The sequence below is a fragment of the Sphingopyxis sp. C-1 genome, from assembly GCF_001047015.1.
Lineage (GTDB): Bacteria > Pseudomonadota > Alphaproteobacteria > Sphingomonadales > Sphingomonadaceae > Sphingopyxis.
Genome location: NZ_BBRO01000001.1, coordinates 907,291 through 934,219, shown reverse-complemented (window position 1 = coordinate 934,219; position 26,929 = coordinate 907,291). Strand labels below are relative to the sequence as shown.

Below are 26,929 nucleotides of genomic sequence, written 5' to 3'. Positions count from 1 at the left end.
GTGGCGTACCGCGCGGCACCAGCCATATGCGGCGTTGCGTGGCGCGGCCGGGATCAGTGTAGTGCGGGCGCTGCCCCGCCCAGATCGTCGCCGGTTTCGCGCGCGAAGCGGCGAGCGAAATCGGGCCAGGGCTGGCGATACACATGCCGGATCCGGCTAAATCGGCGGAAGCCCGCTTCGCCATGGTCGATGTTAAGTGTCATGCCCGCGTCGGGTTTTGCCGCCGATGGCGCCCGACCGTCGATCGCGATGGCCGACGAAAGCGTATGTTCCAATATGTGCCGACGCTCCGCAGCATCGCGACCGAAATAATAGATGGCGAGCGGCGGCGGACGCCGGTGGATCGTATCGATCGCATCCTCGATCCGCGCATAGTTCCGCAGCGGCAGGATGGGCCCCGTGCTATCCTCCTGCATCACCAGCATATCCTCGCTGGCGTGGCGGATGATGTGGAGCGGCGCCGCCGACCCGCGCGGCTGTGCCGTCATCACCTCGCCCCCGCGCGCGCGCGCGTCGTCCAATAGCCGCGCCAGCCGCTGCTGATCACCCTCGGTCGATGGCGCATCTTCGGCAACCGGCTGCATCGCCGCACGCCACAGCCATGCCGCGATCGCCTCTTCCTGTTCGTCGGGCACGAGAAGATAGTCGGGCGCGAGCGGCCCCCGTCCGTCCTTGAGCCACTTGCGCGCGACCACATTGTCGGCCGCCTTGGCAAAGTCGGCCGAACGGCCGAAAATGGCCGGCGACTTGCTCGACCGCGCGATCGTTACCCCCTCGCCGTCCTGGGGCTCACTCGTCACCAGCAGGTCGAACGCCTGTTCCGCAAAGACGTCGCCGGACGCTACCGCCAGTTCGAGCATATCAAAGAAGCCCGGCGCAAGATCGCCGATCAGCCGCGCGAGTTGCGGCGAAGCAGCGTCGAATTTCAGCATCACCCGATTGCCCGCGGCGAGCGCGCTCGCGACGATGCTGGCCGTCTGGAGCAGCGGCAAGGAAGCCGGCGCAGATATGCCGATGACCCCGAGCGGCTGATATTCGGCATAGTCGCCGCCCCCGCCCAATCGCGCGAGCAGCCCATGCCCGCCTTCGGGACGCATCCAGCGGCCGACATTGGTCATCGAAGCGCGCAGAGCCGCGATCGCCGGCTTCACTTCGGTCAGCATCGCCGAATCGGCATCCTGATTCGCCTGATCCGCAGCGAGCGCCAAACAGAGCGCATCGGCATTTTGTTCGATCATCAGCATCGCGCGCCGCAGCCGGTCGCGGCGAATGGCCAGCGACACCGGCAAGTCGGCGAAAAATGCCGCGCGTTGCGCTTCCAGCATCCTGCCCTTCCCACCACTTATCCCGTCTGGCTTCTACTCCGACGCCGACCCGTGGCAAGTTCAAGTCGAAACGTTTCGTCGCATTGCAGCCAAATCGCCTGACCATCGTTTAGGCAAAGCCGCGAATTATCTGCTTATAATATATCCCCTTTTCTCGACTTGTCCCGTTTCGGGCCGGGATTTTGGGAACGATCATTTCGCCTTTCAATTGCCTCCGCTCAAAGCTGGCAAGTTGACCGTTAACCGTCGCGACGCGATTGTTCGCAGGCGCAGCAAAATCGCCTTCATATAAAAAGGGAGCAACGCGTAATGCGTATCGTAATGATCGGGTCCGGCTATGTCGGGCTCGTTTCTGGCGCGTGTTTTGCCGATTTCGGCCATCATGTGACCTGCGTCGACAAGGACGCGAACAAGATCGCCCGCCTGCAGGCTGGCGGCATCCCCATCTATGAACCCGGGCTCGATGATCTGGTCGCGCGCAATGTTGCCGCGGGCAATCTCGCCTTTACCACCGAGCTGTCCGAGGCTGTCGGCGCCGCCGATGTGGTGTTCATCGCAGTCGGCACCCCCAGCCGCCGCGGCGACGGCCACGCCGACTTGTCCTATGTTCATGACGCGGCGCGCGAGATCGCCGGGGCGCTCTCCGGCTTTACGGTGATCGTCACCAAGTCGACCGTGCCGGTCGGTACCGGCGACGAAGTTGAGCGGATCGTCCGCGAGTGCAATCCCGTCGCCGAGTTCGCGGTCGCCTCCAATCCCGAATTCCTGCGCGAAGGCGCCGCGATCGAAGATTTCAAGCGCCCGGACCGCGTCGTGATCGGCATCGAGGACGAGCGCGCCCGCGGGCCACTGGAAGAAGTTTATCGTCCCCTGTCGTTGAACAGGGCGCCGATCGTCTTCACACGCCGGCGGACGAGCGAGCTGACCAAATATGCCGCCAACGCCTTCCTGGCGATGAAGATCACCTACATCAACGAGATGGCGGATCTGTGCGAACGGGTGGGAGCGGACGTCCAGGAGGTCGCGCGCGGCATCGGGCTCGACAATCGGATCGGCGGCAAATTCCTGAATGCCGGCCCCGGCTATGGCGGCTCATGTTTCCCCAAGGATACGCTCGCGCTGATGAAGACGGCGCAGGATCATGACGCGCCGCTGCGACTGATCGAGGCGACGGTCGCGGTGAACGACCAGCGCAAGCGCGCAATGGGCCGCAAGATCATCGCAGCGATGGACGGGCAGGTGCGCGGCTGCACTGTCGCGGTGCTCGGTCTGACCTTCAAACCCAACACCGACGACATGCGCGATGCGCCGTCGATCGCGATCATCCAGACGTTGCAGGATGCGGGCGCCAAAGTCCGCGCCTATGACCCCGAAGGGATGGACGCGGCCAAAGCGGTGTTGAGCGACGTCGAATATGCGTCCTCCGCCTATGCCGCCGCCGACGGCGCGGCGGCGACAGTGATCGTCACCGAATGGGACGCGTTCCGGGCGCTCGACCTGGTTCGCCTGAAGGCCGCAATGGCCGAGCCGGTGCTTGTTGATCTGCGCAACATCTATCCCCCCGCACGGGCCGAAGAAGCGGGCCTGCGCTATGTCGGCATCGGCCGACCGGGCCAGCTCGCCGACGAGGCCGGAGCCGCGAACGAAAGGCACGCCGCGTGACCGACGACAGCCCCATTTTGGTAACCGGCGCCGCAGGCTTCATCGGCCATGCGGTGTCCGAACGGCTCCTCGCGCGGGGCGAACGCGTACTCGGGCTCGACAATTTCACCGACTATTACGACGTCGCACTGAAGAAGGCGCGCACGGCGCGGCTGGTCGACAATTTCAATTTCCGGCTGATCGATGGGGACATCGCCAGCCCCGGACTGATCAGCGAGCTGGTCGAGGCGAACGGCATCCGCCGCATAGTCCATCTCGCCGCGCAGGCGGGGGTACGCTACAGCCTCGAAAACCCCTTCGCTTACGAACATAGCAACCTAAAAGGGCATCTCGCGGTGCTGGAGGCGGCGCGCCACGCGGGCAATATCGAGCATCTCGTCTATGCCTCGTCGAGCTCGGTCTATGGCGACCGACCGCTCGGCGGCACGGGCTTTCGCGAGGACGAGCCCTGCACCGCGCCGGTCTCGCTCTATGCGGCGACCAAACGCAGTTGCGAGCTGATGAGCGAAAGCTATGCCAAACTCTATCACCTGCCGCTGAGCGGCCTGCGTTTCTTCACCGTCTATGGTCCCTGGGGCCGGCCCGACATGGCCTATTATGGCTTCGCGCAGAAGATCCTGCTCGGCCAACCGATCGAGGTGTTCGGCGAAGGCCGGATGGCGCGCGACTTCACCTATATCGACGATATTGTCGACGGCGTGGTCGGCGTGCTCGACCGGCCGCCGGCGGGCGGTGAAAACCGGCTGCTCAACATCGGCGACTGCAACCCCGTCGGACTGATGGACATGATCGGCCTGCTCGAACGCGCGCTCGGCCGGCCAGCGATCAAGCTGATGCGGCCGATGCAGCCGGGCGACGTGACCGCGACCTACGCGGACATTTCGGCGATAAATGCGCTCACCGGATACAGCCCCAAGGTCCCGCTGGCGCGCGGGATCGAGCGGTTCGTCGACTGGTATCTGGGCGAAATAGAAAATGGTGGAAGAGGGCCGATGGCAGCGGTTGCCTGAGCCGGGAAATCCGGCCGGGCGCTAGTGGAGTTTGATAATGCTGCAACGGACAAGTGCGTCTTCCAGCGATCCCGCGAGGTCGCCCATCATCTGCGTGACCGGCCTTCGCGGCTTCCCGCATGTGATGGGCGGCATCGAAAGCCACTGCGAGGAGCTGCTCCCGCGGATCAAGGCGATATGGCCCGATCATCGCTCGGTCGTGCTCGGCCGCGCGCCCTATCTGCCGGAAGCGGTCGGAGAACATCGCGGTGTCGAGATCGTCGGCATCCCCTGCCCGCGCTCGCAAAATCTGGAGGCGGTGGTGTCCACCTTCCTCGCGGTCCTGTCCGCCCGCAAGCGCGGCGCCGGGCTGATCCATATCCACGCGATCGGCCCCGGCCTGCTCGCGCCGCTGGCCCGGCTGCTCGGGCTGAAGGTCGTCGTGACGCACCACGGGACCGACTATCACCGCGCCAAATGGGGTCTGCTCGCGCGCACCGCACTCCGCGCCGGCGAGTGGTTGGCGCTCAGCTTCGCGAACCGGGTGATCGCTGTCTCTCCCTCGCTCGCCACCCAGTTGCAGCAGAGCTTTCCTAAACGCGCGCACGCAATTTCCTATATTCCCAACGGCACATCGGATTTGCCCGGTGATGCCGATCCGGCGTTGGTGCTGGAACGGCTGGGGCTACAGGATGGCAATTTCCTGCTCGCGGTGGCCCGGCTCGTTCCCGAAAAGGGCCTGCACGATCTGATCGATGCCTATGAGCAGTCGAATTGCACGGCGAAGCTGGTGATTGCGGGGTCGGCTGACCACGAAAGCGAATATGCCCGCGAACTGCTCGCGCGCGCCAGCGACCGCGTGATCTTTGCCGGTGTTCAGTCGCGCGCGACGCTGAAGTGCCTTTATGAACAGTGCGCGCTGTTCGTGATGCCCTCCTATCACGAGGGTCTGCCCATAGCGGCGCTCGAAGCGGCGAGTTGCGGCGCGCGGATGCTGCTGAGCGACATCTCCGCCAATCTCGATATTGGGCTCGATCCGGAAAATTATTTCCCGGTCGGCGATGTCGCGGCGCTCACCGGGCGGCTCAACGCCGATTGCGCGGATTTTCAGGTCGATCGCGACGCGGTGCGCGCTCGCTTCAGTTGGGACAGGGCGGCGGAAGAGACGCTGGACGTCTATCGCGCCACGCTCGCGCCCGGCCGCCGGGCTCCGCGCGCCACCGGCTATTCGGGGGCGGTGGAAGCCTAGGCGCCGAGCCGGGCGATAACCGTCGCCCGGTCCGCCGCGTCGATCGGCCCGTTCACCGATATCCCGGCATCGGTCCGTATCGCCGATGCAATCAGCGGGTGCCACGCATTCGCCCGCCACTGCCAACTGCGGATGCGCCAACGCCCCGTACCTTCGGCATCGATCGCCAGCGTCGGCCGCCCGGCGGCTTTGGATCCGGCGTCTTTTGCGGTGCAGCCAGCAATGGCTGCGGTTCCCGCCATCGACGTCAGCAACGTTCGGCGATCCATCGAAACATCTCCTCGTAAATCCAGCGACCGGTGATTACGGCGCGGCGATTTTTTCAGGGGCCGTCTGAAGGGCGCGGGGGGTACCGCGCCCGGCCACCCATTTGATCGCCGCTTTGCCGAGGCGCTGCCCGGGCACCTCCACAAGCCTGTAGGTCAGGAAAGCAACGGCATAGGTCGCCGGTATCACGATCGCCCCGGTCAGGGCAAAGCGGCCGACCGCGCCGAGCCCGGTTCCGAAATGTCCGATCACCATCGCCGCGACGGGCTGCAGGATCAGCAGATGGATCAGATAGGTGCCGTAGGACAGCTCACCGAGCCAATAAAAGGGCCGGCTGCCGAGCAGGCGTGAAGCCCAGCCGACCGGCCCGAGCGAGTGCCAATGGACCAGCGCGAAAAAGCCGAGAACGAGCAGCTCGCGCACGACAAAATGGAGCATGTCCTGATCGCCCCCGTTGGGAATCGCGGCGAGCAGCATCGCGGCGCCGAGGCGTAACCATAGCTGTGCGCCGCTCTCGCCCGGCCCCGCGGCGATCAGCATGCCGGCAAGGAAAAGCTGAAGTTTCAATGGCAGGAAAGACGGCATCGGATAGTCGAGCCCTGCCCCACCGGCGACAAGGGCAATGACAACCCCGGCTCCAGCCGCAAGAAATGCCGACGGGACCCATCCGATCCGCCGACCGAGCAGGATGAGGAAGGGAAAGAGCAGATAGAATTGCATCTCGAGCCCCAGGCTCCAGTCGGGCAGCGGGGTGCGAAAGGCATAGTCGGGCAGCAATCCGAACAGGAAGGTCAGGTGCAGCGCGATGTTGGTCGGGCTCGCGTCGGTATAGCGTTCGGCGGGCTGGAGTCCTTGACCGAGGAAAGTGTCGATCGCGACGCGGTCGGCATAGATCGCCGGCCCCGCGATCAGTGCGGCCGCGAGCGCCACATAGAAAAGCGGCGCCAGCCGGAAAAAGCGGCGTGTCCAGAAGGCGGCCCAAGTGCCGGGGGCGTTCCAGTCCTCGCTGCCCGCGCGAAGCCGGTACTGATACATCATCAAGAAGCCCGAAAGCAGGATGAACAGGTCGACACCGAGGTCCGGCTTGCCGATCAGCGGCAGGCGGAAACCGGTCAGGATCATCATATGTCCGATGAGCACCCAGAGGGCCGCGACGCCGCGCAGGCCATCCAGACACTCGACTCGCCGAATGTCCATAAAATACCTCCGCAAAACGTCCGTCGATGTTCGCCCTGATAGACGTATCGGGGGGCGAAACCCTTTGAAATCGGCCAGCCGCCCCGCCGGGGCGATGAAGCGGGGGATGCTGTGTGCACTGCAACAAATGGCCGTGGTAAGCGTTCTCCCGAAGCGAATTCCGCACCCCATATCAGCGAGGAAATATGTTGCACCGAAAGCGGATTTTATTCGCGATCAACTCGCTCGCGGGCGGCGGCGCCGAGCGCGTGCTCGTCACCTTGCTCGGCGGTTCCGAGCCCTGGCGCACGCGCTATGATATCCATCTCGCGCTGCTCGACGACGAGCCGCGCGCCTATGATGTGCCCGAATGGGTCGGGGTCCATCAGCTGGACGCAAAGCATAAATTGCTGCCGAGCCTGATGCAGCTACGCGCGCTCGCACGGCAGCTTTCGCCCGACGCGACGCTCAGCTTCCTGACCCGCGCCAATATTGCCAACGCCTGGGCGATGGCGGGGCGCGGCAAGCCCTGGCTGATCAGCGAGCGCGTCAATACCAGCGCGCATCTGGGCGGTGCGTTCGCGGCCAAGGCGATGGTCCGCATGGTCTATCCAGGCGCGGCGCACGTCATTGCCGTGTCCGAGGGCGTGGTCGACGACCTTGCCGCCAATTTCGGCGTCGCGCGCACCCGCATGTCGGCGATCGCCAACCCCGTCGACCATCGGCGTATCGCAGAACTTGCGGCCGAGCCGCCAGCTTTCAAGCCAGCGGGCCCCTATATCGTCGCGGCCGGGCGCCTGATGCCCAACAAGAATTTCCCGCTCCTCCTGCGCGCCTATGCCAAGGCGGCGCCGCAGGAACGCCTCGTCATCCTCGGCGAAGGACCCGAACGCGGCGCGCTGGAAGCGCTGGCCGGGACGCTCGGCATTGCCGACCGCGTCGACATGCCCGGCTTCGTCGCCAATCCGTTCGCGCTGGTGTCGCGCGCGCAACTTTACGCGATGCCGTCGAATGCAGAGGGCTTTCCCAACGGGCTGGTCGAAGCGATGGCGTGCGGCGTCCCCGTCGTTGCGACCAATTGCGCGTCGGGCCCGTCCGAAATTCTGGCCGGCCGGTCGCGCGATGCGATTGGCGGCAGGATCGATGTCGAAGCCGGTGCGTTGGTGCCGACCAATGATGTGCAGGCCTTTGCCGCGGCGCTCGTCGACGTGCTCGCCGAACCGCGGCGCAGCGCTTGCGGGCAGAGCGCGCGTGCGCGTTCGCTCGCCTATGGCGTCGAACAGGCCGCGGCAAATTACTGGGCACGGATCGAGGCGGCGCTGGGCGCACCCTCCGCGCTGCCCGAACTCACCGATATTGCAGCATGAAGGCCGGGAGCAAGTTGATGAAATGGCACAGACAGATCGCGTTGGCGGGGGCGCTTGCGATACTCGGCGGGTGCGCCGGGCAGGCCCCGCTAGCGGGCAGCGGGGACGCGCCGCCACCCGCCGCCGCGTTCGTCCTTTCGCCTGGCGACAAGGTAAAGGTCGCGACCTTTGGCGAAGAAACGCTGACGGGCGATTTTGAGGTCTCGCCCGCCGGCACGATCGCATTCCCGCTGATCGGAGAAGTCAAGGCGGCGGGGCTTCAGACCGAACAGCTTTCGAGGGATATCGAGGCGAAGCTTGGCCAGGGCTATCTGCTCGAACCCAAAGTTTCGGTGCAGGTCGCAAGTTTCCGTCCGGTCTATGTGCTCGGCGAGGTGAACAAGCCGGGAGAATATCCGTATACGCAGGGGCTGACCATTCGCGGTGCGGTCGCGAAGGCCGATGGTTTCACTTATCGCGCCAATGAAAAACGCGTTTTCCTGAAGCGCGCGGGCGAAGCTGGCGAGAAGGAATATCCGATGACCGCCGATTTCGCCGTACTACCCGGCGACACGATCCGTTTCGGCGAGCGCTATTTCTGATGGATATGGCCACCGCATCGCTCACGCCCGTCCCGGCGTTCGACGAACCCATGTCCGACGAGGCGGGCAAGCCGCATCTTCGCGGCTGCCCCGTAAGCTTCGCCAAGCTGAAGGCGCTGCTCGCAGCCGATCTCTACCGCTATGCGGGGCGTGTCAGTTTCGGCGCCTTCGCAAAGCATTATGCCTTCACCCCCGGATATAAATATACGGTCCTGATGCGCACCGCCGGCTGGCTGAAGCTCAAGCCCGCCAAGGGTTTCGGACTCTATATCATCGCCAAATGGCTGCTGCTGCGTGCGCGCTACAAATATGGATTCGCGATCCCCGAATATATGGAGATCGGGCCGGGACTGTTCCTCAACCGCTTCGGCGGATTCTATTTTCACGGCGACACGGTGCTGGGCAGCAACGTCAATATCACGCACGGCGTCGTCCTTGGATATATGAACCGCGGCAGCCGGCGCGGCGCACCGATGATCGGCGACCGCACCTTCCTGGGATCGGGTGCGAAGGTCATCGGCGGGATTCATGTCGGCGCGGAAGCCGCGATCGGCGCCAACGCCGTCGTGACAAAGGACGTGCCCGAGCGCGGGGTCGTTGGCGGCATCCCCGCGAAATTGCTCTCGGATCAGGGATCGCACGGCTATATCAACCGCCTTGCACCGCCCGAGCTTCTCGCGGCCTGCGAAGGCGCGCTCTATGGCTCGCGGGCAAAAAGGGCCGACTGACCGGACCTAAAGGCCCGAGAAAGTCACACCGACCGAAACGCGATTATCCGCAAATTCCCGCCCGGCGGTCGCACCCCAGCTTGACTGGGTGCGGCGCTGGAGATCGACGCGCAGCGCCATCCGCTTGCTCACCAGGTACGTCGCGCTGCCGCGCCAGGTCCAACGGTCGTCTTTTCGGTCGATATTGTTGAAATCGCGCTTTTCCAACTCGCCGCCCGCGCTGATGATCAGGTTGCGCAGCAGTTCGTAATCGGCGCGCACCGTCATGTCGGTCGCGAGATAGCCGGTCGCGCCATTCACCCCCGTTTCCTTGATGCCGCGGTCGACGGTGCCGGTGATCGTCACCAGCGGGGTCAGGAAATAGGCAAGCTCGCCGCGCACAAGGAGGCCCGAGACATCCTCGAACTCGGTCGGCCGGTAATCCTGCTGGAAATAGCCGAGCCGCAGCGCCCCCCTCGCCTTGCGGCCGAGTTCGAAACTCGCGCCGCCGGCAAGCTCGAAACCTTTGGAATCGCGCGCCGGAACCGGGCCGATCCGCTCGCGATAGTCGCGTTTGTTGACCGACCCGGCCACGAACAGGGCGATGCTCGGGCTCAGCGCATATTCACCGACGGCGGTGCCGGTATAGATTGTGTGATCGCGAAAATCCTGGTCGATCTCTTCGCCGCCGGGGGTCAGGCTGTCGCCGTAATTGCGGTTCTCGACATCGAGCACGCCGCGAACGCGCAGCCGGTTGAAGACATGCGTATAGGTCGCCGTGCCGCCGTTCAAATCGAAGCGGACCGGGCGCGATGCCTGCGTCGGACTGTCGGGCGAAACGCGTTCCTGGCTGTAGCGCCCATTTCGCAAGGTGACGTTGAGCGTGTCAGACTTGCTGATCGTATAGAGCGCCCCCGCATTCACCGAATATTGCGTGGCGTTCTCGCTCGCACGATCCGCATAGCGCAAGAGGTCGAGCTCGCCATCGAGCGACAGCTTGAGGTCGGGCGAGGGCCGGACCAACGACAAGCGCGGGCGAATGCGCAGATAGGCATCGCCGATCCGGTCGTCCTCCTGCGCATAGAGATTGTCGTCGTAACCGGCGCCGATCGCCATGCGCGGCGTCAGTTCAAGGACGCCGAGTTGGATCGCCTCGGGCGTGTAGTCGGGCCGGCGGCGTTCGAGCACGGCGATATTGCGGTCGCGCCCGAAACTGTTTTCGCTCGAAACCGAGCCGAGGCCATCGGTCGCATCGGATTGCTGCGCGGTCGCAGGCATTGCGACGCCGCAGCCGCCGAGCAGCGCAAAGGTAATCGCGCGTTTCACGGGCGCGCCAGCGTCACGAGGATCGGAACATGGTCCGACCCGGTGGCAGGCAGCCGCCGCGCCGATACCAACCCCCAATCGGCCCCGGCATAAAGCTGGTCGATCGGCAGCACGGGAAAGGCGCGCGGCCAGCTAGGCAGCGCGCGCGTCATGCGGGTAAGCGGTGCGAGGGCGCGGTCCTGCTCGCGCATCGCCGCGGCCCAGGGGGTAAGGTTCATGTCGCCTCCAACGATCAAGGACCCGCGTTCGATCCGTGCCAATGCATGCGCCACATCGCGCCTGCGCACCGCCTGATCGCGCGATGTGGGGCGCGGATAGTGGAGCGTCACCACGGTAAACGGATCGACGCCGGGCTCCGCGATTTGCGCCCAGAGCATCGGGGGGCCGAATTTGCGGCCTTTCGCATCCTCTAGGAAATAGTCGCTGTCGGCGATCGGCCAGCGCGAGAAGATCGCAAGATCGCATCCCGGCGGACATTTGGTTGCATAGGCGAAATGCTGGCGCAGCGCCGCAAGCATCGGCTGAAAACTGCCGTCCACCTCCTGCAGCATCACCACATCGGGCTTTGCATCGATGATCGCCTGCGCGGTATCGGCGGGGTCGCTGTTCCCGCTCCAGACATTGTGGGTCAGCAGCCGGACGGGGGTCGCGCCCTTTTGCGCGGCTGGTATTTCGCGCGCCAGTTCGGGCATGACGCCGATCGCCACCGGCGTCAGCCCGAGCAAGGCCACGACGGCCGTCCAGCGCAGGCTTCGGCGGGCGAACAGCAATCCCAACAGGACGGCCGCGCCGAACAGCGGTAGAAACGACGCCAACACGTCGAGCGCCGGAACCAGCCCGCCCCCAAGCGACAACCAAGCAGCAAGGCAACCCCCGCCGGCCAGCAGGACACCAAGAGTGCGGATCGGCTTCACGCGCGGGCACGCAGCCGGTTGCGCAGCGCGTAGCTCGATTGGCGGAGCGAGGCAGGGATCAGCTTCGCGGCGAGGAGCAGCGCGGCGGTGCTCGCCCCCTCGGGCAGGTAAAGGTCGCCGACCCGGATCGCCGTGCGGCCGGGATATTTCATGGCGTAGCGCGCATAATGGGCGATTTCCTGGTTCACGAGCCGCCGCAGCAACGCGGCCTCGCGCCCGGTAGCGACGGCAATCATTTCGCGCGCGGTCTCGACGAGACAAGGGACGTCGAGCGTCGTCGTCGAATTGCTGACCTTGTTGTCGCTGTCGCGGTGAAAGACCGCGGTGACGCGCGGGTCGTACCGCAGCGCACCCCTGGCGAGCACGCGCAGCCACAAATCCTTGTCGCCGCCGCGTACGGCGCGCCCTTCGGGGAAAAGCCCCGCCTCGAACAGCGTATCGCGCCGGATCGCGATCGCACCCGTCCACATCGGGCACTCGCGCACGGCCAGCCAAGCGGCAAGAAAGCCGGCGAGGTCGAGGCTTTGCGGTTGCTCCAGCTCCGGCGCGATCCGCTGCGGCTGCACGCGATCGTCGAAAACATGGTCAAACCGCGTCGCTGCCGCGCGCGCAGCCGGGTCGGCACCTATGCTTTCCGCAAGGACAGCGAGATGATCGGGATTCCACAGATCGTCGGCGTCGAGAAAAGCGATCCAATCGCCACGCGCGGCGCGAATACCGATATTGCGCCCGGCATAGCCGCCCGGCCCCGGCGTCGACAGATCCAGCAGCTTGATCCGCTCATCCCCGATCGCCGCGACGATCTCGCGCCCGCCGTCGGTCGAACGATTGTCGACCACCAATATCTCGTGCGGCTGGAATCTTTGGGCAAAGATGCTCTCGATCGCCGCACGCACATGCGCGGCCTTGTTATAGAGCGGCATCACCACGGAAAATTGTGGGGCGTCATGGAGAGAAGTCATCAGTCGCGTGCTGCCTTTCGTCCCCCCGCAAGATTGAGAAATTCACCCACCGCCACCCCGGCGAGTTGCAACGTCAGCCCCATCACCGCCAGCCGGCGTCGCAAAGGCAATTCGCGTGTGATCGCCGCGCGGCGTAGTCGCCGGACCGTGTCGACCGCGGTGATACCGAGCACATGGGCAAGGCGTGGACGCTGCCTCGTCCGATCCCAACGCCCGCCGCTCAGCCGCTGACGCTTGCGCACCAGCTCGGCACGGCTTGCGCGCACCGGATGGCGTACGACCATCGTAGGAACATAGACGAGCGGATAGCCTGCATCGCGGATGCGTAGCGCCATCTGCCGGTCGCCGCCCGACTTCAGCGCAGCATCGAACCCGTCCAGCGCCTTCAACACCGCCGTCTCGCTCGCCCAGTTCGCGGTCGCGCAATTGCCGCGCGCGGCATGCGCCTGCGGAAAGCTGAACAGTCGTTCGTAATCGCCGAATACCTCGCGCTCCTGCGCGATCTCGTCGAACAGTTCGATCTTGCCCGCGAGCACACCGAAGCCGGGATTCGCCTCCGCCGCGCGCAATATCTGTTCCAGCCAGTCGGGGGCGGGTTCGCAATCTGCGTCCGTAAAGGCCGTGATCGGGGCGCGCACGCGCCCGATTCCAAGGTTGCGCGCGACATAGGAACCCGGCTGCTTCTCTTCGAGCAGATCGACACCGGGATAGCTGCGCGCGATGTTACGCGTTGCGTCGCTCGATCCATTGTCGACGACGATAATCTGATACGCGCTGCGGGAAAGCGTCTGACGCGCGAGCGCGTCGAGGCAACGGCCCAGCACGGCCTCGCCGTTCCATACGGGTATGACGACTGCGACTTGAAACATAGATACGCCTGTCCAGTGCCCCCGCACGGGACCCAATCGGCCCGCCGCCGCCTCCGGGTCAACCGGATGCTGCACCTGCGAAGACGAGTTGCCCTGTTGGCCGGACGACCGGAGCGCGAGCGCCTTCGCTCTCAAATAATTGCCCGCTACCAAGGATCGCGTCGGGCCCGTCGTTGGTTCTGAACCGCGCAGCCATGCGCAACCGCAAGTAAAAGGCGATATCAAGTGGGTGATTCCTTACCCGAATCGGGCGTAGCAACCGAAGTGCTGGTGGTGTCGCTCGAAACGGCCACAGCGCGCCGGGCAGCCTTTGCCGCGCGCGCCAAAGACACGTCGCTCGGCTGGCGCTTCTTCGATGCCTGCACCGCCCCCGCGCTGGGAATGACAATCGACGAACCCGCGATCCGCAGCAACAAGGGCCGCCCGATGAGCAAGGGCGAGATCGGATGCTACGCCAGCCATTTCTCGATCTGGCAGGACATGGTCGCGCGCGGCGTGCGGCAGGCGATCGTCCTTGAGGACGATACGGTCGTCGACTGGGCGTATCTCGAACCGCTCGCCCGCACCGATCTTCACGCCGAGGGTATCGATTACCTGAGGCTCTATGCAAAGCGCCCCACGTGGCAACGCGTCGTTCGGCGCGACTTCCTCCAGCATTCGCGCGCGATCGTCGAGCTGGTCGGACTTGCCTATGGCACGCAGGGCTATGCGATCACGCTCGACGGCGCGCGGCGGCTTGCCGAGCATTGCCGCACCGTCCGCCGCCCGATCGACGACGAGATGGACCGGTCGTGGGCGCATGGCCTGCCCAATCTCGCGCTCTATCCCGCGCCAATTCTGGAAGCGGCGATCGTTTCCGATATCGGCAGCTCGCGCTTCGGACCCAAGAGCGATCCGCTCTATCATTCGGTCAGGCAAAAGGCCTGGCGCTCGCTCGAACGCGCACGCATGCGGATGCTGAAAGCGAGACGCCTGCTTGAGCGCTGACCTCCCCGCCCGCTTCGACGACGGGTTACGCGCGCGCAGTCGCAGCTCGATTGGCTGGACGGTCACGCGCTTCCTGTCGGACCAGATTTTCTCGTTCATCGTCTTCGTGATCCTTGCGCGTCTGCTGACGCGCGCAGATATCGGCGCCTTTGCGGTGATGGCGGTGACCGCCGAAGCCTTCCGCATCATCGCGACCGCGGGGCTGGTGCAGACGATTGCGCGCAAACGCGACATCACCCCCGCCTTCCTCGACACCATCTATCGTTCGCAACAGGCCTTTTCCTTCGTGTCGGCGATCCTGATCATGGCGCTTGCGGCGCCGATCGCCGACTGGATGGGCGCGCCAAATATCGCCCTCCCGCTTGCGGTGATGAGCCTTGCGCTGCCGATATCCTCCTTTGGCGCCACCCATATGGCGCTGCGGCTGCGCGAATTCGGGCATCGGACCACCGCGCTCCGTTCGGTCGTCGGCGGGTTGATCGGCGGTGCCTGCGCGGTGGCCGCCGCCTTTGCGGGACTGGGCCTCTGGAGCCTCGTCATCCAGCGCCTGGTCACCGAGATCGTCGGCGTCGTCCTGTCGCGCGCCTCTTATGACTGGAAGCCCGGCTGGCAATTCGACTGGGCCATATTGCGCGGCAACATCATGCTCAACGCCAGCCTGATCTATGTCCAGCTCGCCTTCCTTGCCACCGTACGCGTGCAGGAGATGGCGATCGGCGCAGGAATCGGGCTGGCGGCCGTCGGCGTCTATCGCACCGCCTGGCGCACCGTCGAACTGATCGGCCGCGGCGCGATCCAACCTTTCACGCAGGTGGCAGTCCAGACGCTCGCGCGCGTGAAGGACGATCCTGCCGAACTGCGCGAAGCCTATCGCTGGATGATCTCGCGCGCCTCTGCTCTGTCCTTTCCGGCGCTCGTCGGTTTCGGCGCGCTCGCGCCGATCGCGATCCCCACCGTGTTCGGAGCGAAATGGGACGAGGCCGGGCAGCTCGCACAGATTTTCGCCTTCATGGCCGTGCCGTTCACGCTCAATTTCTTTGCCTCGCCGTCGCTCAGCGTCCTTGGCGCATCGCGCAGCCTGATTTCGCTTTCGACGACGCAATTGGCGCTGGGCGTGATCCTGACGCTCGCGGCGCTACCTTATGGGCTGTTCGCGGTCGCCGTCGCTTATGTCGGGCGCGCTTATCTGACACTGCCAATGCAGATATGGCTGCTGCGCCGCGCCTCTGGAATCCGACCGATCGACAGTTTCCGCGCCGTGCGCGCTCCCTTGTTCGCCTCGACGCTGATGGGCGTGGCGCTCGCGATCGCGATGCGGCTGCTCGATGCGCGCCTGCCGGACTGGCAATCGCTGCTGCTGCTCATCGCAATCGGCGGATTTTTCTATGCCATCGCGCTGCTCGCCATCTCCGGGTCGTGGCGCGGCCATTTCCTCTCCCTGTTCAGACGCTTTAGAAAGATCCCGACATGACACAGAAGACCGCCGACCAGCTCGTCGGCGAACTCGCTCAGCGGTTCTCGCAGCAACTCGACCGGGTACTCCCCGCGGGCCAGCTCGCGCTGGTCGACTTCCCCGATCATTCCAACGTCGGCGATTCGGCGATCTGGCTCGGCGAGATGGCCTATCTGCGACGGTCGGGCCGCCTTCCCGCTTATTATTCGGCGATCGCCGATTTCGACGACGCCGCGTGCCGGGCGGCGATCGGCGGCGGGGCGATCCTGATCCATGGCGGCGGGAATATGGGGACGCTGTGGCCGAAGCACGAAGCATTTCGCCTGCACCTGCTGCGCACGCATCGCGGACGCCCGATCATCCAGATGCCGCAGTCGATCCACTATGCCGACCCCGCCGCAGCGGCCGAAATGGCCGAGGCGATCCGCGCGCACGGGCAATTCACCCTGCTCGTTCGCGACGCGCGCTCGCTCGCCTTTGCCGAGCAGCATTTCGATTGCGATATCCGGCTGTGTCCCGATGCCGCGCTGATGCTAGGGCGCCAGCGGCGCGACCCCGCCACCGTCCCGGTCTTTGCCCTGCTCCGTACCGACCATGAACGCGCCGCCGACGAGGCCACCCTGCCCGCCGGCGTCGTCGCCGACGACTGGCTAGAGGAAGATGCGGGCCAGAAACGCCGCCTGCGCCTGTCGCTAAAGCTCGGCCGCCTCTTCACTCGCGATCCGATGGCGCAGCGCGCCGCGCGACAACGGCGCCTTGCCGAATGGCGGTTCCAGCGCGGCCTCACCATGCTGTCGGCCGGCGAGCTGGTCGTCACCGACCGGCTGCACGCGCATATCCTGTCGCTGCTGCTCGACATCCCGCACGTCCTGCTCGACAACAGCTATGGCAAGGTCGCGGGTTTCGCCGATCAATGGACGGGCGATTATGCGGGGCTGATGCGCGCCACCACCCGCGCCGAAGCCTTCGACACGGCCCTGGCCTGCCGCGCCCCGCAGATCGTGGACGGCTGAGCGCCGTCCACAAGCCTTTACCTCAATAAGCGTTGCGGTGGACGAGTACTTGCGCGGTGCGCGCGAGGATCGAAACGTCGCGCAGCAACGACCAGCCATGCTGATATTCGAGATCGGATTCGAGCCGGTCGAGAATATCGCGCTTCGTGTTGGTGGCCCCGCGAAAGCCGCGAATCTGGGCGAGCCCCGTGATCCCGGGCTTGAGTGCATGACGGTGCCAATATTGCCGGTCGACGCGCCAGAACAGCTCGTCCCCGGCGGTCGAACCCAGCGCGTGCGGGCGCGGCCCGACAAGGCTCATCTCACCCGACAACACATTGATGAGCTGCGGCAGTTCGTCGATGCTCGTCGCGCGGATGAATTTGCCGACGCGCGTGATCCGGTCGTCGTCGCGGCTTGCCGACCGCGCCCCGTTCGCGTCGGTCGTCTCGACGCGCATGCTGCGGAATTTCAGGATGCGGAAGATGCGATTGCCGCGTCCCATCCGTTCCTGACGGAAAAAGACCGGGCCGGGCGTATCGAGCTTGATCGCCAGCGCGACAATCATCAGCAGCGGCGACAACAGGATCAGCGCAGGGATCGTCACGGCCAGGTCGAGCGCGCGTTTCTTTACCCGGTTCGCCCGGTTGAGCGGGCCCCACGACACGACCAGCGTCGTCACCCCGCCGCGCTGCCGCGTGGTGAGCGGGCCCAGTTCGGCAATCTCGGGCATCACGATCTCGCCCACGATGTTGACGCCCTTCAACGCGCGCGCCCATTCGGCCCGATGCGCGGGGGCACAAACGATCGTCACGCGATCATAATCTTGCAGCACCGTACCGAGACGATCGAGCATATAGGGATCGTCCAGATCGGTCCGCAGCCCCGATGCGCGCGCGTCGATGATCTCGCGATCAAGGTAGGAGGACGGCAGGTTCGCGCCGTCGACGATGACCAGTTCGGCGGTCATATCGCCGAAAGCGCGGCGCACCATTCGGCAGATCAGAAGCCGCTGCGCCACCAGCAACGTCACCGCGGTCACCATGCCCATCCCGATGGCGAGCCGCGGCACCTTGCCGGTGATCCGTAGCGAGAAGGCGACCAACAGGAAGACGAACAGGGTTGTCGCGAACGACAAGAGCGTCTGCCGCACGCTTTTGACCGGATGCGTCAGGCAGCGCGGATTATAGGCCTGATTCTGGAATGCGATCGCGAAATGGACGAACAGGGCACCCAGCATCGCGGTCAGCAATCCATCCGAAATGACGCGCGGCTGTTCGATCATCAGCGTCACCGCAAAGCCGACCGCGAGCGCGGCCGCGTCCAGGGCGATCAGCCCGAGACAGAGCCATATTTTGGCATCGCGCCGTGCCGCTTTGGCGAGTGGCGTTCGAACGGGCGCACCGTGGAGCGCCAAGTCGATCTTTGTCATGGGATGGGGAGGCTCCCTGAATTTGCATGATATTGTTGCGATGCAACATGCCTGGGCCCTCGGCGAATACAAGCGGACCGCGCGAGCACGTGCCGGATACAGGATGATCCGTGCGGAGACCGTCGGTCCACCGCGTTCAAGCGGGCGCGCGCAGCCGCCGCGCGCGGCAGGTAACTTTTCTGTCCGCGTAAACGAAGGTGTCATTGCGGCCGCCAAGCGCAAGCATGATCCTCGGCCTGTGAAGCATCTTTTATCGAAGGAAAGACAGTTTATGCCCGGCAAAGGACGCCGTTTCGGTTTCGCCAGCATTGCAGCGCTTGCCGCGGTGGGCGCCGTCGTCGCCTGTTTCGGCGACATTCCCGGGGGGCCGCTCGTCGCTCGCCCAATCCCCGTCGCCGGCGCTGCCGAGACGTCTGTCCGCCCCCTTGCCGCGCTGGACGCCGACGGACCCTGGCTGGGCAATGACGCACCGAAAGCGCTGCGCGGAAAGGTCGTCCTCGTCAATTTCTGGACCTATTCGTGCATCAACTCGCTGCGCCCGCTCCCCTATCTTCGCGACTGGGCCCAAAAATATAAGGATGACGGCCTGGTGGTGGTCGGCGTGCATACCCCCGAGTTCGCGTTCGAAAAGAATGTCGGCAACGTCCGGCGCGCCGTCGCGGAGTTGGGCGTCAGTTGGCCGGTCAAGCTCGACAGCGACTATGCCACCTGGCAGAAATTCGGCAACGACGGATGGCCGGGCTTCTATTTCATCGACGCCAAGGGCCGCGTCCGCAGCCACCGCTTGGGCGAAGGCGATTATGCGGCGTCCGAGCGGCTGCTTCAGGAATTGCTGGCCGAAGCGAACGGAAGGCCGATCCATGCGCCGCTAACCGGCGATATCGGAAAGGGCATCGAGGCATCGCCCGATTGGGCCGAACTACGCTCGGGCGAAACCTATGTCGGCTATCGCCAAGCCCAGAACCTCGCCGCGCCGCAGCGGTTCAAATCCGACAGCTCGGCCCAATATGACGCCCCGGCGTCGATCGGCCCGAACCAATGGAATCTCGCCGGACGGTGGACCGTCGGCGGCGAATACGCGCGTGCGGATGCGGCGTCCGCGCGGATACGCTACCGCTTTCAGGCCCGCGACCTGCATCTCGTCCTCGGCGCGCGGCCAGACGGCAAGCCCGCGCGCTTTCGGGTGACGCTCGATGGACAGCCGCCCGCGGGCGATCACGGCGTCGATGTCGATGCAAACGGGATGGGCGTCGTCACCGGCGACCGTTTGTATCAACTGGTCCGACAGTCGGCGGGCGTGAAGGCGCGGACGTTCGAAATCGAATTTCTCGACCCCGGCGTCCGCGCCTATGCCTTCACCTTCGGCTAGTTCGTCACGGCCCGGCGTTGAATTCGGCGACCAGATCGAAACGATCGCCGCGAAATAGCTGCCGCACATGCGTCACGACGCGGCCCGCGCGCCAGGTCGTCCGGTCGAGTTCGAGGCAGGCAGTGCCCGTGAGCAGCCCCGCTTCCTTGCGCGTCGGGTTCACCGCGCGGATCACGTGGCGCGCCTGCGTCCAAGGGATATGGCCGAGCAGCCAGGTTCCAGGCGCCTCCTGCGCAAAGTCGGCATCCGCCGCCTCGGGCACTTCGCCGAGCGCGATGAAGCGGCGCTCCAGCGCAAACGCCTCGCCCGCCGCCATGTGGACGCCCTCGATGCATAGCGCCGGTCCGGGACATAGCTCTTCGCCCGCCGTCGATGTTTCGATTGACGTCAGTTCCCAGCGATAGGCTTCGCCGCGCGCCGCGATCAGTTCGGCAAGGTCGGGCACGGTCATCACCGCCGAATGGACCGGCGGATGCGCTACGAATGTCCCCGCCTTGCGTCGGCGTTCGACCAACCCCGATGCGGCAAGTTCGCCGAGCGCCTTGCTCACCGTCGCGCGCGCGCAACCGTAGCGCGCAGCGAGTTCCTGTTCGGTCGGCACGCGGTCGCCGGGGCGCCATTCGCCAGTCTGGATCGACGCGGTGATTTCGTCGCGGATACGGCGCGCAGGGTTCATGCGAGCAGCCGCGCGACGCAGGCGCGATAGGTCGCACCGACTGCCTCGCCCTCGACATGACGGCCATGCGCGACGCGCTTGACGCCCGCGCGCCAAACGCTGTCGATCGCACCTGAGCGTGCCGCAAATATCCAGCGGTCGAGCAGCGTGGCATCGTCGGTTCCCGCGAAAACGGGATGATCGAGATCGAGGGAAACGATGTCCGCGGCGTGCCCGGCGGCCAGTCCGGCCGGCACGCCCAGCGCCTGCGCCCCGCCCTTTACGGCATTTGCGAAGAGATTGGCGCCGACGAACGGCGCCGCGTCGCTTGCAAGCAACGCGCGCGCGCGCTGCGCCAAGCGCTGCGAATATTCGAGCGCGCGCAGTTCCTGCGCCGCATCGACGAGGATATTGCTGTCGGTGCCGACCCCGAAGCGCCCACCCGCGGCGAGATAGTCGACTGCCGGAAAAATGCCGTCGCCCAGATTACCTTCGGTGATCGGGCACAGTCCGGCGACCGCGCCGCTTGCGGCAAGCCGAGGGACTTCGTTGGCATCAAGGTGAGTCGAATGGATGAGGCACCAGCGTTCGTCGACCCCGGCGTTATCGAGCAGCCATTCAACCGGTCGCGCGCCGCTCCATGCGACGCAGTCGGCGACTTCCTTCACCTGTTCAGCGGCGTGGATATGCACCGGCCCCGTCGGCGACAGGTCGAGCAGCGCCGCCAGTTCATCGGGCGTCACGGCGCGAAGCGAGTGGGGCGCGACCCCGATATTGGCGTCGCCGGAGAGTTTCGACCGCGAGGCGTCGAGCAACGCGGCAAAGCCGTCGATGTCGTTGAGGAAACGCCGCTGCCCAGGGCTCGGCGGCGCCGCATCGAAATTGCCATGCGCGTAAAAGACGGGGAGCAGCGTCAAACCGACACCCGTTTCGGCGCTCGCCCGCACGATCGCGCCGGCCATTTCCGCGCGATCGGCATAGGCAGCGCCCGCCGGATCATGGTGCAGATAATGAAATTCGCCGACGCGGGTGAACCCCGTCTCCAGCATCTCGACATAGGCCTGCGCGGTGATCGCCGCGACATCCTCGGGCGTTAGCCGATCGAGGAAGCGGTACATGATCTCGCGCCAGCTCCAGAAATTATCGTCGGGGCGGCTGCGGCGCTCAGAAAGTCCGGCCATGCCGCGCTGGAAGCCGTGGCTGTGGACGTTGCAAAGACCCGGAAGCGCGACGCGATGCCGTTCGTCATCGGGCTCGGCCGCAACACCGGTTTCGATCGATGCGATCCGGCCGTCGGCAACACCCAGCCGCACGTCCTTTTTCCATCCATTGTCGATCCACGCACGTTCGAACCAGAGAGCCATCACCTGTCGTCCTCATATTATGTCTAGACATAATGGCGCATAAGAACGACAGTGTCCAGATGGAGCAACACTGGACGAACGCCCGACTCGCGACGATGGCCGATGGAGACCTCGGCCTGATCGACGATGGCGTGGTGGCCGCGAAGGACGGCCGAATCGTCTATGCCGGTCCGGCCGAAGGCGCCCCAGCAGCGACAGGAACGGTGCATGATTGCAAAGGCCGGCTGATCACCCCCGGGCTGATCGACTGCCACACGCATCTCGTCCACGGCGGCAATCGCGCGAACGAATGGGCGATGCGATTGGCGGGCGCGAGTTATGAAGAGATTGCCCGCGCCGGCGGCGGAATCGTTTCGACGATGCGCGCAACGCGCGAGGCGAGCGAGGCCGAACTGGTCGCCAGCGCGCTCCCGCGTCTCGACGCACTGATCGCCGAGGGTGTCACGACGATCGAGATCAAATCGGGCTATGGCCTGTCGACCGACGACGAACTCAAGATGCTGCGCGCCGCGCGCGCGCTTGGCGATCACCGCGCGGTCCGTATCGAACCGACCTTTCTCGGCGCGCACGCGCTGCCCCCCGAATATAAGGGCGACAGCGACGCCTATATCGACCTCGTCGTCGGCGAGATGATCCCCGCGGCGGCGCCGCTCGCGACCGCGGTCGACGCCTTTTGCGAAGGCATCGGCTTTTCGCCCGCGCAATGCTCGCGCGTGATCGAGGCGGCGCAGGCGCACGGCCTCGCGGTCAAGCTCCACGCCGAACAATTGTCGGCGCTCCACGGCAGCGCGCTCGCCGCACGGCATGGCGCGTTATCCGCCGACCATCTCGAACATGCGACCGACGATGATGTCCGCGCGATGGCCGAGGCCGGAACCGTCGCCGTGCTGCTGCCCGGCGCTTATTATTTCATGCGCGAAACCAAGCTGCCGCCCATCGACGCGATGCGCCGCCATGGCACGCGCATTGCGATCGCGACCGACAACAACCCCGGCACCTCGCCGACGACGTCGCTGCTGCTGATGCTCAACATGGGCGCGACCTTGTTCGGCCTGACGGTCGTCGAGGCGCTGCGCGCCGTGACGGTCAACGCCGCGGCGGCGCTCGGGCTAAGCGCCGAGGTCGGCACGCTCGAGCCCGGCAAGGCATGCGATCTCGCGATCTGGAACGTCAGCGACCCCGCTGAACTTGTCTATCGCATCGGCTTCAACTCACTTCACCAACGCATCAAGGACGGACAATGATCATCGAGCCCGGGCATATATCGCTCGCCGACTGGCGTGAAATCTATGAGGGCGCGAGCGCTGAACTAAGCGACGGAGCATGGGAAGCGATCGACGCGAGCGTTGCCGCGGTCGCGCGTATCGTTGCGAAAGGCGCGCCCGTCTATGGCATCAACACCGGCTTCGGAAAGCTAGCGAGCGTGCGTATCGCCGACGACGATCTGGCGACGCTCCAGCGCAATATCGTGCTCAGCCATGCCGCGGGCACCGGCGCTCCATCACCGACAAAGGTCGTGCGGCTGATGATGGCGCTGAAGCTTGCGAGCTTCGGCATGGGCGCCTCGGGCGTGCAACGCGAAACCGTCGCGATGATCGAGGCAATGCTGGCGAAAGGCCTCACCCCCGTGGTCCCGTCGCAGGGTTCGGTGGGCGCGAGCGGTGACCTTGCGCCGCTGTCGCATATGGCCGCCGCGATGATCGGCGTCGGGGCGATCGAGGTCGGCGGCAAGACGTTGCCCGCCGCCGAAGCGCTGGCGCAGGCCGGCCTGGCGCCGCTCGACCTTGGTCCGAAGGAAGGCCTTGCGCTTTTGAACGGTACGCAATTTTCGACCGCCAATGCGCTCTCGGGCCTGTTCCGCGCCGAGACCGTCTTCCGCTCGGCGCTCATCACCGGCGCGCTTTCGACCGAGGCCGCGAAAGGCTCCGACGCCCCCTTCGACGCGCGCATCCACGCATTGCGCGGCCATGCGGGCCAGCGCGAGGTCGGCGACACGTTGCGCACTTTGATGGCCGGATCGGCGATCCGCGCCTCGCACGCCATCGACGATCCGCGCGTGCAGGACCCCTATTGCCTCCGCTGCCAGCCGCAGGTGATGGGCGCCGTGCTCGATCTGCTGCGACAGGCCGCAACGACGCTCGGCATCGAGGCCAATGGCGTTTCGGACAATCCACTGATCTTTGCCGGAGCTGGTCCGTTTGGGGACGAGGCACTATCGGGCGGCAATTTCCACGCCGAGCCCGTCGCCTTTGCCGCCGACATGATCGCGATGGCCTTGTGCGAGATCGGCTCGATTTCGGAGCGGCGGATCGCGATGCTCGTCGATCCCGCACTTTCGGGTCTGCCGGCCTTCCTCACGCCGCGTCCCGGCCTCAACTCGGGCTTCATGATCCCGCAGGTCACCGCCGCCGCGCTCGTCAGCGAGAATAAGCAGCGCGCCTATCCCGCCAGCGTCGACTCGATCCCGACCTCGGCCAATCAGGAGGATCATGTGTCGATGGCCGCACACGGCGCGCGCCGCCTGCTCGACATGGCCGACAATGTCAGCGCGGTGATCGGCATCGAATTGCTCGCGGCGTGCCAGGGCATCGACTTCCACGCGCCGCTGAAATCGAGCGATGCGCTGGAGGCGGCGCACAAGCATCTGCGCGCCGAGGTGCCGACGCTCGAAGACGACCGGCATTTCCATCCCGATATGGAGGCCGCAACCGCGCTGATCCGCACCGGCAGCCTCGTCGCTGCCGTACCCGCCAGCCTGCCGGGCGTAGGCTGATGGATTGGCTGCGCGTCCATCGCGGCGACGCGCCGCTCGTTATTTCCTTCCCACACGGCGGGACCGATCTGGCGGGTCTCGACGAGCAGTTCGTCTCACCCTGGCACGCGCAGATCGACACCGACTGGTGGATCGCCGAGCTCTACGCCTTCGCCGCCGATCTGGGCGCAACGCTGGTCGCGACCGACATCTCGCGCAGCGTGATCGACATGAACCGCGATCCCTCCGGCGCGTCGCTCTACCCCGGACAGGCGACGACCGAGCTGTGCCCGACGACGACCTTTGACGGAGATGCGCTCTATCGCTTTGATCCACCGGACGAGCCAGAGATCATGCAGCGGCTGAACTCTTACCACCGACCGTATCACGATATGCTGACACGGGAACTCGACCGCCTGCAATCGGCGCATGGCCGCGTCGTCCTCTATGACGCGCATTCGATCCGCAGCCATGTCCCGCGCCTGTTCGACGGCGAACTGCCGCAGTTCAACATCGGCACCAATGGGGGCGCGACCTGTGCGCCCGAGCTGGAAACCATCGTTGCGAACATCTGCGCCGCGAGCGGCCGCAGTCATGTCGTCAACGGCCGTTTCAAGGGTGGTTGGACAACGCGCCACTATGGCCGCCCCGACGACGGCATTCATGCCATCCAAATGGAATTGGCACAGCGCGGCTACATGACCGAACCCGAACCGATCACCCACGCCAACTGGCCATCCACCCTTGCCCCCAATCCCGCGATCCGGCCCGTGCTGGAGCAAGTGATCGCCGCGACCCTCGATTTTGCGAAAGGACATTCATGACCACCCGCCCCCTGAATCCAAGACTCGATAACAGCCGCGTGATCCGCCCGGCCACCGGCAGCGAGATCAGTGCGAAAAGCTGGCTCACCGAAGCGCCGATGCGGATGCTGATGAACAATCTGCACCCCGACGTCGCCGAAGCACCGCACGAACTCGTCGTCTATGGCGGCATCGGCCGCGCCGCGCGCGACTGGGAAAGCTATGACAAGATCGTCGAGACGCTGAAGCGGCTCGAAGGCGACGAGACTTTGCTCATTCAGTCGGGCAAACCCGTCGGTGTCTTCCGCACTCACGAAAACGCTCCGCGCGTCCTGCTCGCCAATTCGAACCTCGTCCCCGAATGGGCGAATTGGGAGCATTTCCATGAGCTCGATAAAAAGGGCCTGATGATGTACGGCCAGATGACGGCCGGAAGTTGGATTTATATCGGCAGCCAGGGCATCGTTCAGGGCACCTACGAAACCTTCGTCGAAATGGGCCGTCAGCATTATGGCGGCAGTCTAGCGGGGCGCTGGCTGCTCACCGCCGGGCTGGGCGGCATGGGCGGCGCGCAGCCGCTCGCGGCCGTGATGGCGGGCGCGAGCTGTCTTGCGATCGAATGCCAGCCGAGCCGCATCGAGATGCGCCTGCGCACCGGATATCTCGACAAGCAGGCGAACAGCATCGACGAAGCGATCGCAATGATCGAGGCGAGCCATGCCGAGGGCAAGCCCGTGTCGGTCGGCCTGCTCGGCAACGCCGCGGAGATCCTGCCGGAGATGGTCCGCCGCGGCATTCGTCCCGACCTGCTCACCGACCAGACCTCAGCGCACGATCCGGTCAACGGCTACCTCCCCGCCGGCTGGAGCCTCGACCAATGGTTTTCGAAACGCGAGAGCGATCCCGTCGCGGTCGCCAAGGCCGCGAAGGCGTCGATGGCCGTGCATGTTCAGGCGATGCTCGACTTTCAGGCCGCGGGCGTCCCGACAACCGACTATGGCAATAATATCCGGCAGATGGCCAAGGATGAGGGCGTCGAAAATGCGTTCGACTTCCCGGGCTTCGTCCCGGCCTATGTCCGCCCGCTCTTCTGCCGCGGCATCGGTCCGTTCCGCTGGGCGGCGCTGTCGGGCGATCCCGAGGATATCTACAAGACCGACGCCAAGGTGAAGGAACTGCTTCCCGACAATGCTCACCTTCACAACTGGCTCGACATGGCGCGCGAGAAGATCCAGTTCCAGGGCTTGCCCGCACGCATCTGTTGGGTCGGCCTCGGCGACCGCCACCGGCTTGGCCTCGCCTTCAACGAGATGGTCGCCAACGGCGAGCTCAAAGCTCCGGTCGTGATCGGCCGCGACCATCTGGATTCAGGTTCGGTCGCCAGCCCCAATCGCGAGACCGAGGCCATGCGCGATGGCAGCGATGCCGTCAGCGACTGGCCGCTGCTCAACGCGCTTCTCAACACCGCGAGCGGCGCCACCTGGGTGTCGCTCCACCACGGCGGCGGGGTCGGCATGGGTTATTCGCAGCACAGCGGCATGGTGATCGTCGCCGATGGCACGCCCGAGGCGGCGAAGCGGCTTGAGCGCGTGCTGTGGAACGATCCCGGCACCGGCGTGATGCGCCACGCCGATGCGGGCTATGACATCGCGATCGACTGCGCGCGCGAAAAGGGACTCGACCTGCCAAGCGTTTAGCGCTTGTTTCAGTTGCGCCGAAACAGCTTCG

General features: G+C 65.3%; 24 protein-coding genes. 14 read left to right on the top strand and 10 right to left on the bottom strand.

Features of this window, described 5'->3' with window-relative positions; genetic code table 11:
- Positions 1–53: 53 nt before the first annotated feature.
- Complete coding sequence (locus SC1_RS04300) at positions 54–1,325, bottom strand: aldehyde dehydrogenase family protein (RefSeq protein ID WP_062178046.1); 1,272 nt, start codon at positions 1,323–1,325, stop codon at positions 54–56.
- 309 nt (positions 1,326–1,634) lie between these two features.
- On the opposite strand from SC1_RS04300, the gene SC1_RS04295 reads away from it, so the two are divergent.
- The 3 genes from SC1_RS04295 to SC1_RS04285 all read left to right on the top strand — a co-directional run bounded on the left by SC1_RS04295 (position 1,635) and on the right by SC1_RS04285 (position 5,225).
- A complete protein-coding gene (locus SC1_RS04295; RefSeq protein ID WP_062178043.1) occupies positions 1,635–2,987 on the top strand; it encodes a UDP-glucose/GDP-mannose dehydrogenase family protein in 1,353 nt (450 codons plus the stop codon).
- The gene (locus SC1_RS04290; protein WP_062178039.1) at positions 2,984–3,997 is read left to right on the top strand and encodes an NAD-dependent epimerase/dehydratase family protein; all 1,014 of its coding nucleotides are present in this window, start codon (positions 2,984–2,986) and stop codon (positions 3,995–3,997) included. The genes SC1_RS04295 and SC1_RS04290 overlap by 4 nt, the downstream gene beginning before the upstream one ends.
- A 94-nt stretch (positions 3,998–4,091) precedes the next feature.
- Positions 4,092–5,225 (top strand): glycosyltransferase family 4 protein, encoded by a 1,134-nt coding sequence (locus SC1_RS04285; RefSeq protein ID WP_193749105.1) that lies wholly within the window; start codon positions 4,092–4,094, stop codon positions 5,223–5,225.
- On the opposite strand, the gene SC1_RS04280 is transcribed toward SC1_RS04285, so the two are convergent.
- Together SC1_RS04280 and SC1_RS04275 are read right to left on the bottom strand one after the other, a co-directional pair.
- On the bottom strand, positions 5,222–5,494 hold the full coding sequence (locus tag SC1_RS04280) for a hypothetical protein (RefSeq protein ID WP_062178032.1): 273 nt from the start codon (positions 5,492–5,494) through the stop codon (positions 5,222–5,224). The genes SC1_RS04285 and SC1_RS04280 overlap by 4 nt on opposite strands.
- 34 nt (positions 5,495–5,528) lie before the next feature.
- The gene (locus SC1_RS04275) at positions 5,529–6,689 is read right to left on the bottom strand and encodes an acyltransferase (protein WP_062178028.1); all 1,161 of its coding nucleotides are present in this window, start codon (positions 6,687–6,689) and stop codon (positions 5,529–5,531) included.
- 185 nt (positions 6,690–6,874) lie between these two features.
- On the opposite strand from SC1_RS04275, the gene SC1_RS04270 reads away from it, so the two are divergent.
- From SC1_RS04270 to SC1_RS04260, 3 genes are read left to right on the top strand one after another with little or no spacing between them, the layout of a single operon-like run.
- Positions 6,875–8,035 (top strand): glycosyltransferase, encoded by a 1,161-nt coding sequence (locus SC1_RS04270; RefSeq protein ID WP_062178025.1) that lies wholly within the window; start codon positions 6,875–6,877, stop codon positions 8,033–8,035.
- 17 nt (positions 8,036–8,052) lie between these two features.
- Positions 8,053–8,616, top strand: coding sequence for a polysaccharide biosynthesis/export family protein (locus SC1_RS04265; RefSeq protein WP_062183551.1), 564 nt, complete (start codon positions 8,053–8,055; stop codon positions 8,614–8,616).
- Between the two features lie 5 nt (positions 8,617–8,621).
- Positions 8,622–9,344 (top strand): serine acetyltransferase, encoded by a 723-nt coding sequence (locus tag SC1_RS04260; protein WP_238586564.1) that lies wholly within the window; start codon positions 8,622–8,624, stop codon positions 9,342–9,344.
- A 6-nt stretch (positions 9,345–9,350) separates the two neighbouring features.
- Here the strand turns inward: SC1_RS04260 and SC1_RS04255 are convergent, their stop codons facing one another.
- Genes SC1_RS04255 through SC1_RS04240 form a run of 4 tightly spaced genes read right to left on the bottom strand, consistent with a single transcriptional unit; the run spans position 9,351 to position 13,394 of the window.
- Positions 9,351–10,649 (bottom strand): outer membrane beta-barrel protein, encoded by a 1,299-nt coding sequence (locus tag SC1_RS04255; RefSeq protein WP_062178022.1) that lies wholly within the window; start codon positions 10,647–10,649, stop codon positions 9,351–9,353.
- On the bottom strand, positions 10,646–11,563 hold the full coding sequence (locus SC1_RS04250) for an endonuclease/exonuclease/phosphatase family protein (RefSeq protein WP_152682292.1): 918 nt from the start codon (positions 11,561–11,563) through the stop codon (positions 10,646–10,648). Before SC1_RS04250 ends, SC1_RS04255 begins: the two co-directional genes overlap by 4 nt.
- A complete protein-coding gene (locus tag SC1_RS04245) occupies positions 11,560–12,525 on the bottom strand; it encodes a glycosyltransferase family A protein (protein WP_062178013.1) in 966 nt (321 codons plus the stop codon). The genes SC1_RS04250 and SC1_RS04245 overlap by 4 nt, the downstream gene beginning before the upstream one ends.
- Positions 12,525–13,394 carry a glycosyltransferase family 2 protein gene (locus tag SC1_RS04240; RefSeq protein ID WP_062178011.1) on the bottom strand — a complete coding sequence of 290 codons (870 nt, stop codon included), beginning with the start codon at positions 13,392–13,394 and terminating at the stop codon, positions 12,525–12,527. The genes SC1_RS04245 and SC1_RS04240 overlap by 1 nt, the downstream gene beginning before the upstream one ends.
- Positions 13,395–13,619: 225 nt before the next feature.
- On the opposite strand from SC1_RS04240, the gene SC1_RS04235 reads away from it, so the two are divergent.
- Genes SC1_RS04235 through SC1_RS04225 form a run of 3 tightly spaced genes read left to right on the top strand, consistent with a single transcriptional unit; the run spans position 13,620 to position 16,847 of the window.
- On the top strand, positions 13,620–14,381 hold the full coding sequence (locus tag SC1_RS04235) for a glycosyltransferase family 25 protein (protein ID WP_238586563.1): 762 nt from the start codon (positions 13,620–13,622) through the stop codon (positions 14,379–14,381).
- Positions 14,371–15,852, top strand: a complete 1,482-nt coding sequence (locus tag SC1_RS04230) for an oligosaccharide flippase family protein (protein ID WP_062178008.1) — start codon at positions 14,371–14,373, stop codon at positions 15,850–15,852. The genes SC1_RS04235 and SC1_RS04230 overlap by 11 nt, the downstream gene beginning before the upstream one ends.
- Positions 15,849–16,847, top strand: coding sequence for a polysaccharide pyruvyl transferase family protein (locus SC1_RS04225; protein ID WP_062178004.1), 999 nt, complete (start codon positions 15,849–15,851; stop codon positions 16,845–16,847). The genes SC1_RS04230 and SC1_RS04225 overlap by 4 nt, the downstream gene beginning before the upstream one ends.
- A 22-nt stretch (positions 16,848–16,869) precedes the next feature.
- Here SC1_RS04225 and SC1_RS04220 read toward each other — a convergent pair whose 3' ends face one another.
- On the bottom strand, positions 16,870–18,258 hold the full coding sequence (locus SC1_RS04220) for an exopolysaccharide biosynthesis polyprenyl glycosylphosphotransferase (RefSeq protein WP_062178001.1): 1,389 nt from the start codon (positions 18,256–18,258) through the stop codon (positions 16,870–16,872).
- 271 nt (positions 18,259–18,529) lie between these two features.
- On the opposite strand from SC1_RS04220, the gene SC1_RS04215 reads away from it, so the two are divergent.
- Positions 18,530–19,627: a thioredoxin family protein gene (locus SC1_RS04215; RefSeq protein ID WP_152682291.1), complete on the top strand. Its 1,098-nt coding sequence runs from the start codon at positions 18,530–18,532 to the stop codon at positions 19,625–19,627.
- Positions 19,628–19,631: 4 nt separating this feature from the next.
- Here the strand turns inward: SC1_RS04215 and SC1_RS04210 are convergent, their stop codons facing one another.
- Both SC1_RS04210 and SC1_RS04205 read right to left on the bottom strand, forming a co-directional pair.
- A complete protein-coding gene (locus SC1_RS04210; protein ID WP_062177995.1) occupies positions 19,632–20,303 on the bottom strand; it encodes a UTRA domain-containing protein in 672 nt (223 codons plus the stop codon).
- Positions 20,300–21,649, bottom strand: coding sequence for a formimidoylglutamate deiminase (locus tag SC1_RS04205; protein WP_202966781.1), 1,350 nt, complete (start codon positions 21,647–21,649; stop codon positions 20,300–20,302). Before SC1_RS04205 ends, SC1_RS04210 begins: the two co-directional genes overlap by 4 nt.
- Before the next feature lie 29 nt (positions 21,650–21,678).
- Here SC1_RS04205 and hutI point away from each other — a divergent pair, with 29 nt between their 5' ends.
- From hutI to hutU, 4 genes are read left to right on the top strand one after another with little or no spacing between them, the layout of a single operon-like run.
- Positions 21,679–22,890, top strand: a complete 1,212-nt coding sequence (gene hutI, locus SC1_RS04200) for an imidazolonepropionase (RefSeq protein WP_062177990.1) — start codon at positions 21,679–21,681, stop codon at positions 22,888–22,890.
- Positions 22,887–24,419: a histidine ammonia-lyase gene (hutH, locus tag SC1_RS04195; RefSeq protein ID WP_062177987.1), complete on the top strand. Its 1,533-nt coding sequence runs from the start codon at positions 22,887–22,889 to the stop codon at positions 24,417–24,419. The genes hutI and hutH overlap by 4 nt, the downstream gene beginning before the upstream one ends.
- Positions 24,419–25,222: an N-formylglutamate deformylase gene (hutG, locus tag SC1_RS04190; protein WP_062177984.1), complete on the top strand. Its 804-nt coding sequence runs from the start codon at positions 24,419–24,421 to the stop codon at positions 25,220–25,222. The genes hutH and hutG overlap by 1 nt, the downstream gene beginning before the upstream one ends.
- Entirely contained in the window at positions 25,219–26,898 is a 1,680-nt protein-coding gene (hutU, locus tag SC1_RS04185; protein WP_062177981.1) for a urocanate hydratase, read from the top strand. The genes hutG and hutU overlap by 4 nt, the downstream gene beginning before the upstream one ends.
- Positions 26,899–26,929 lie beyond the last annotated feature (31 nt).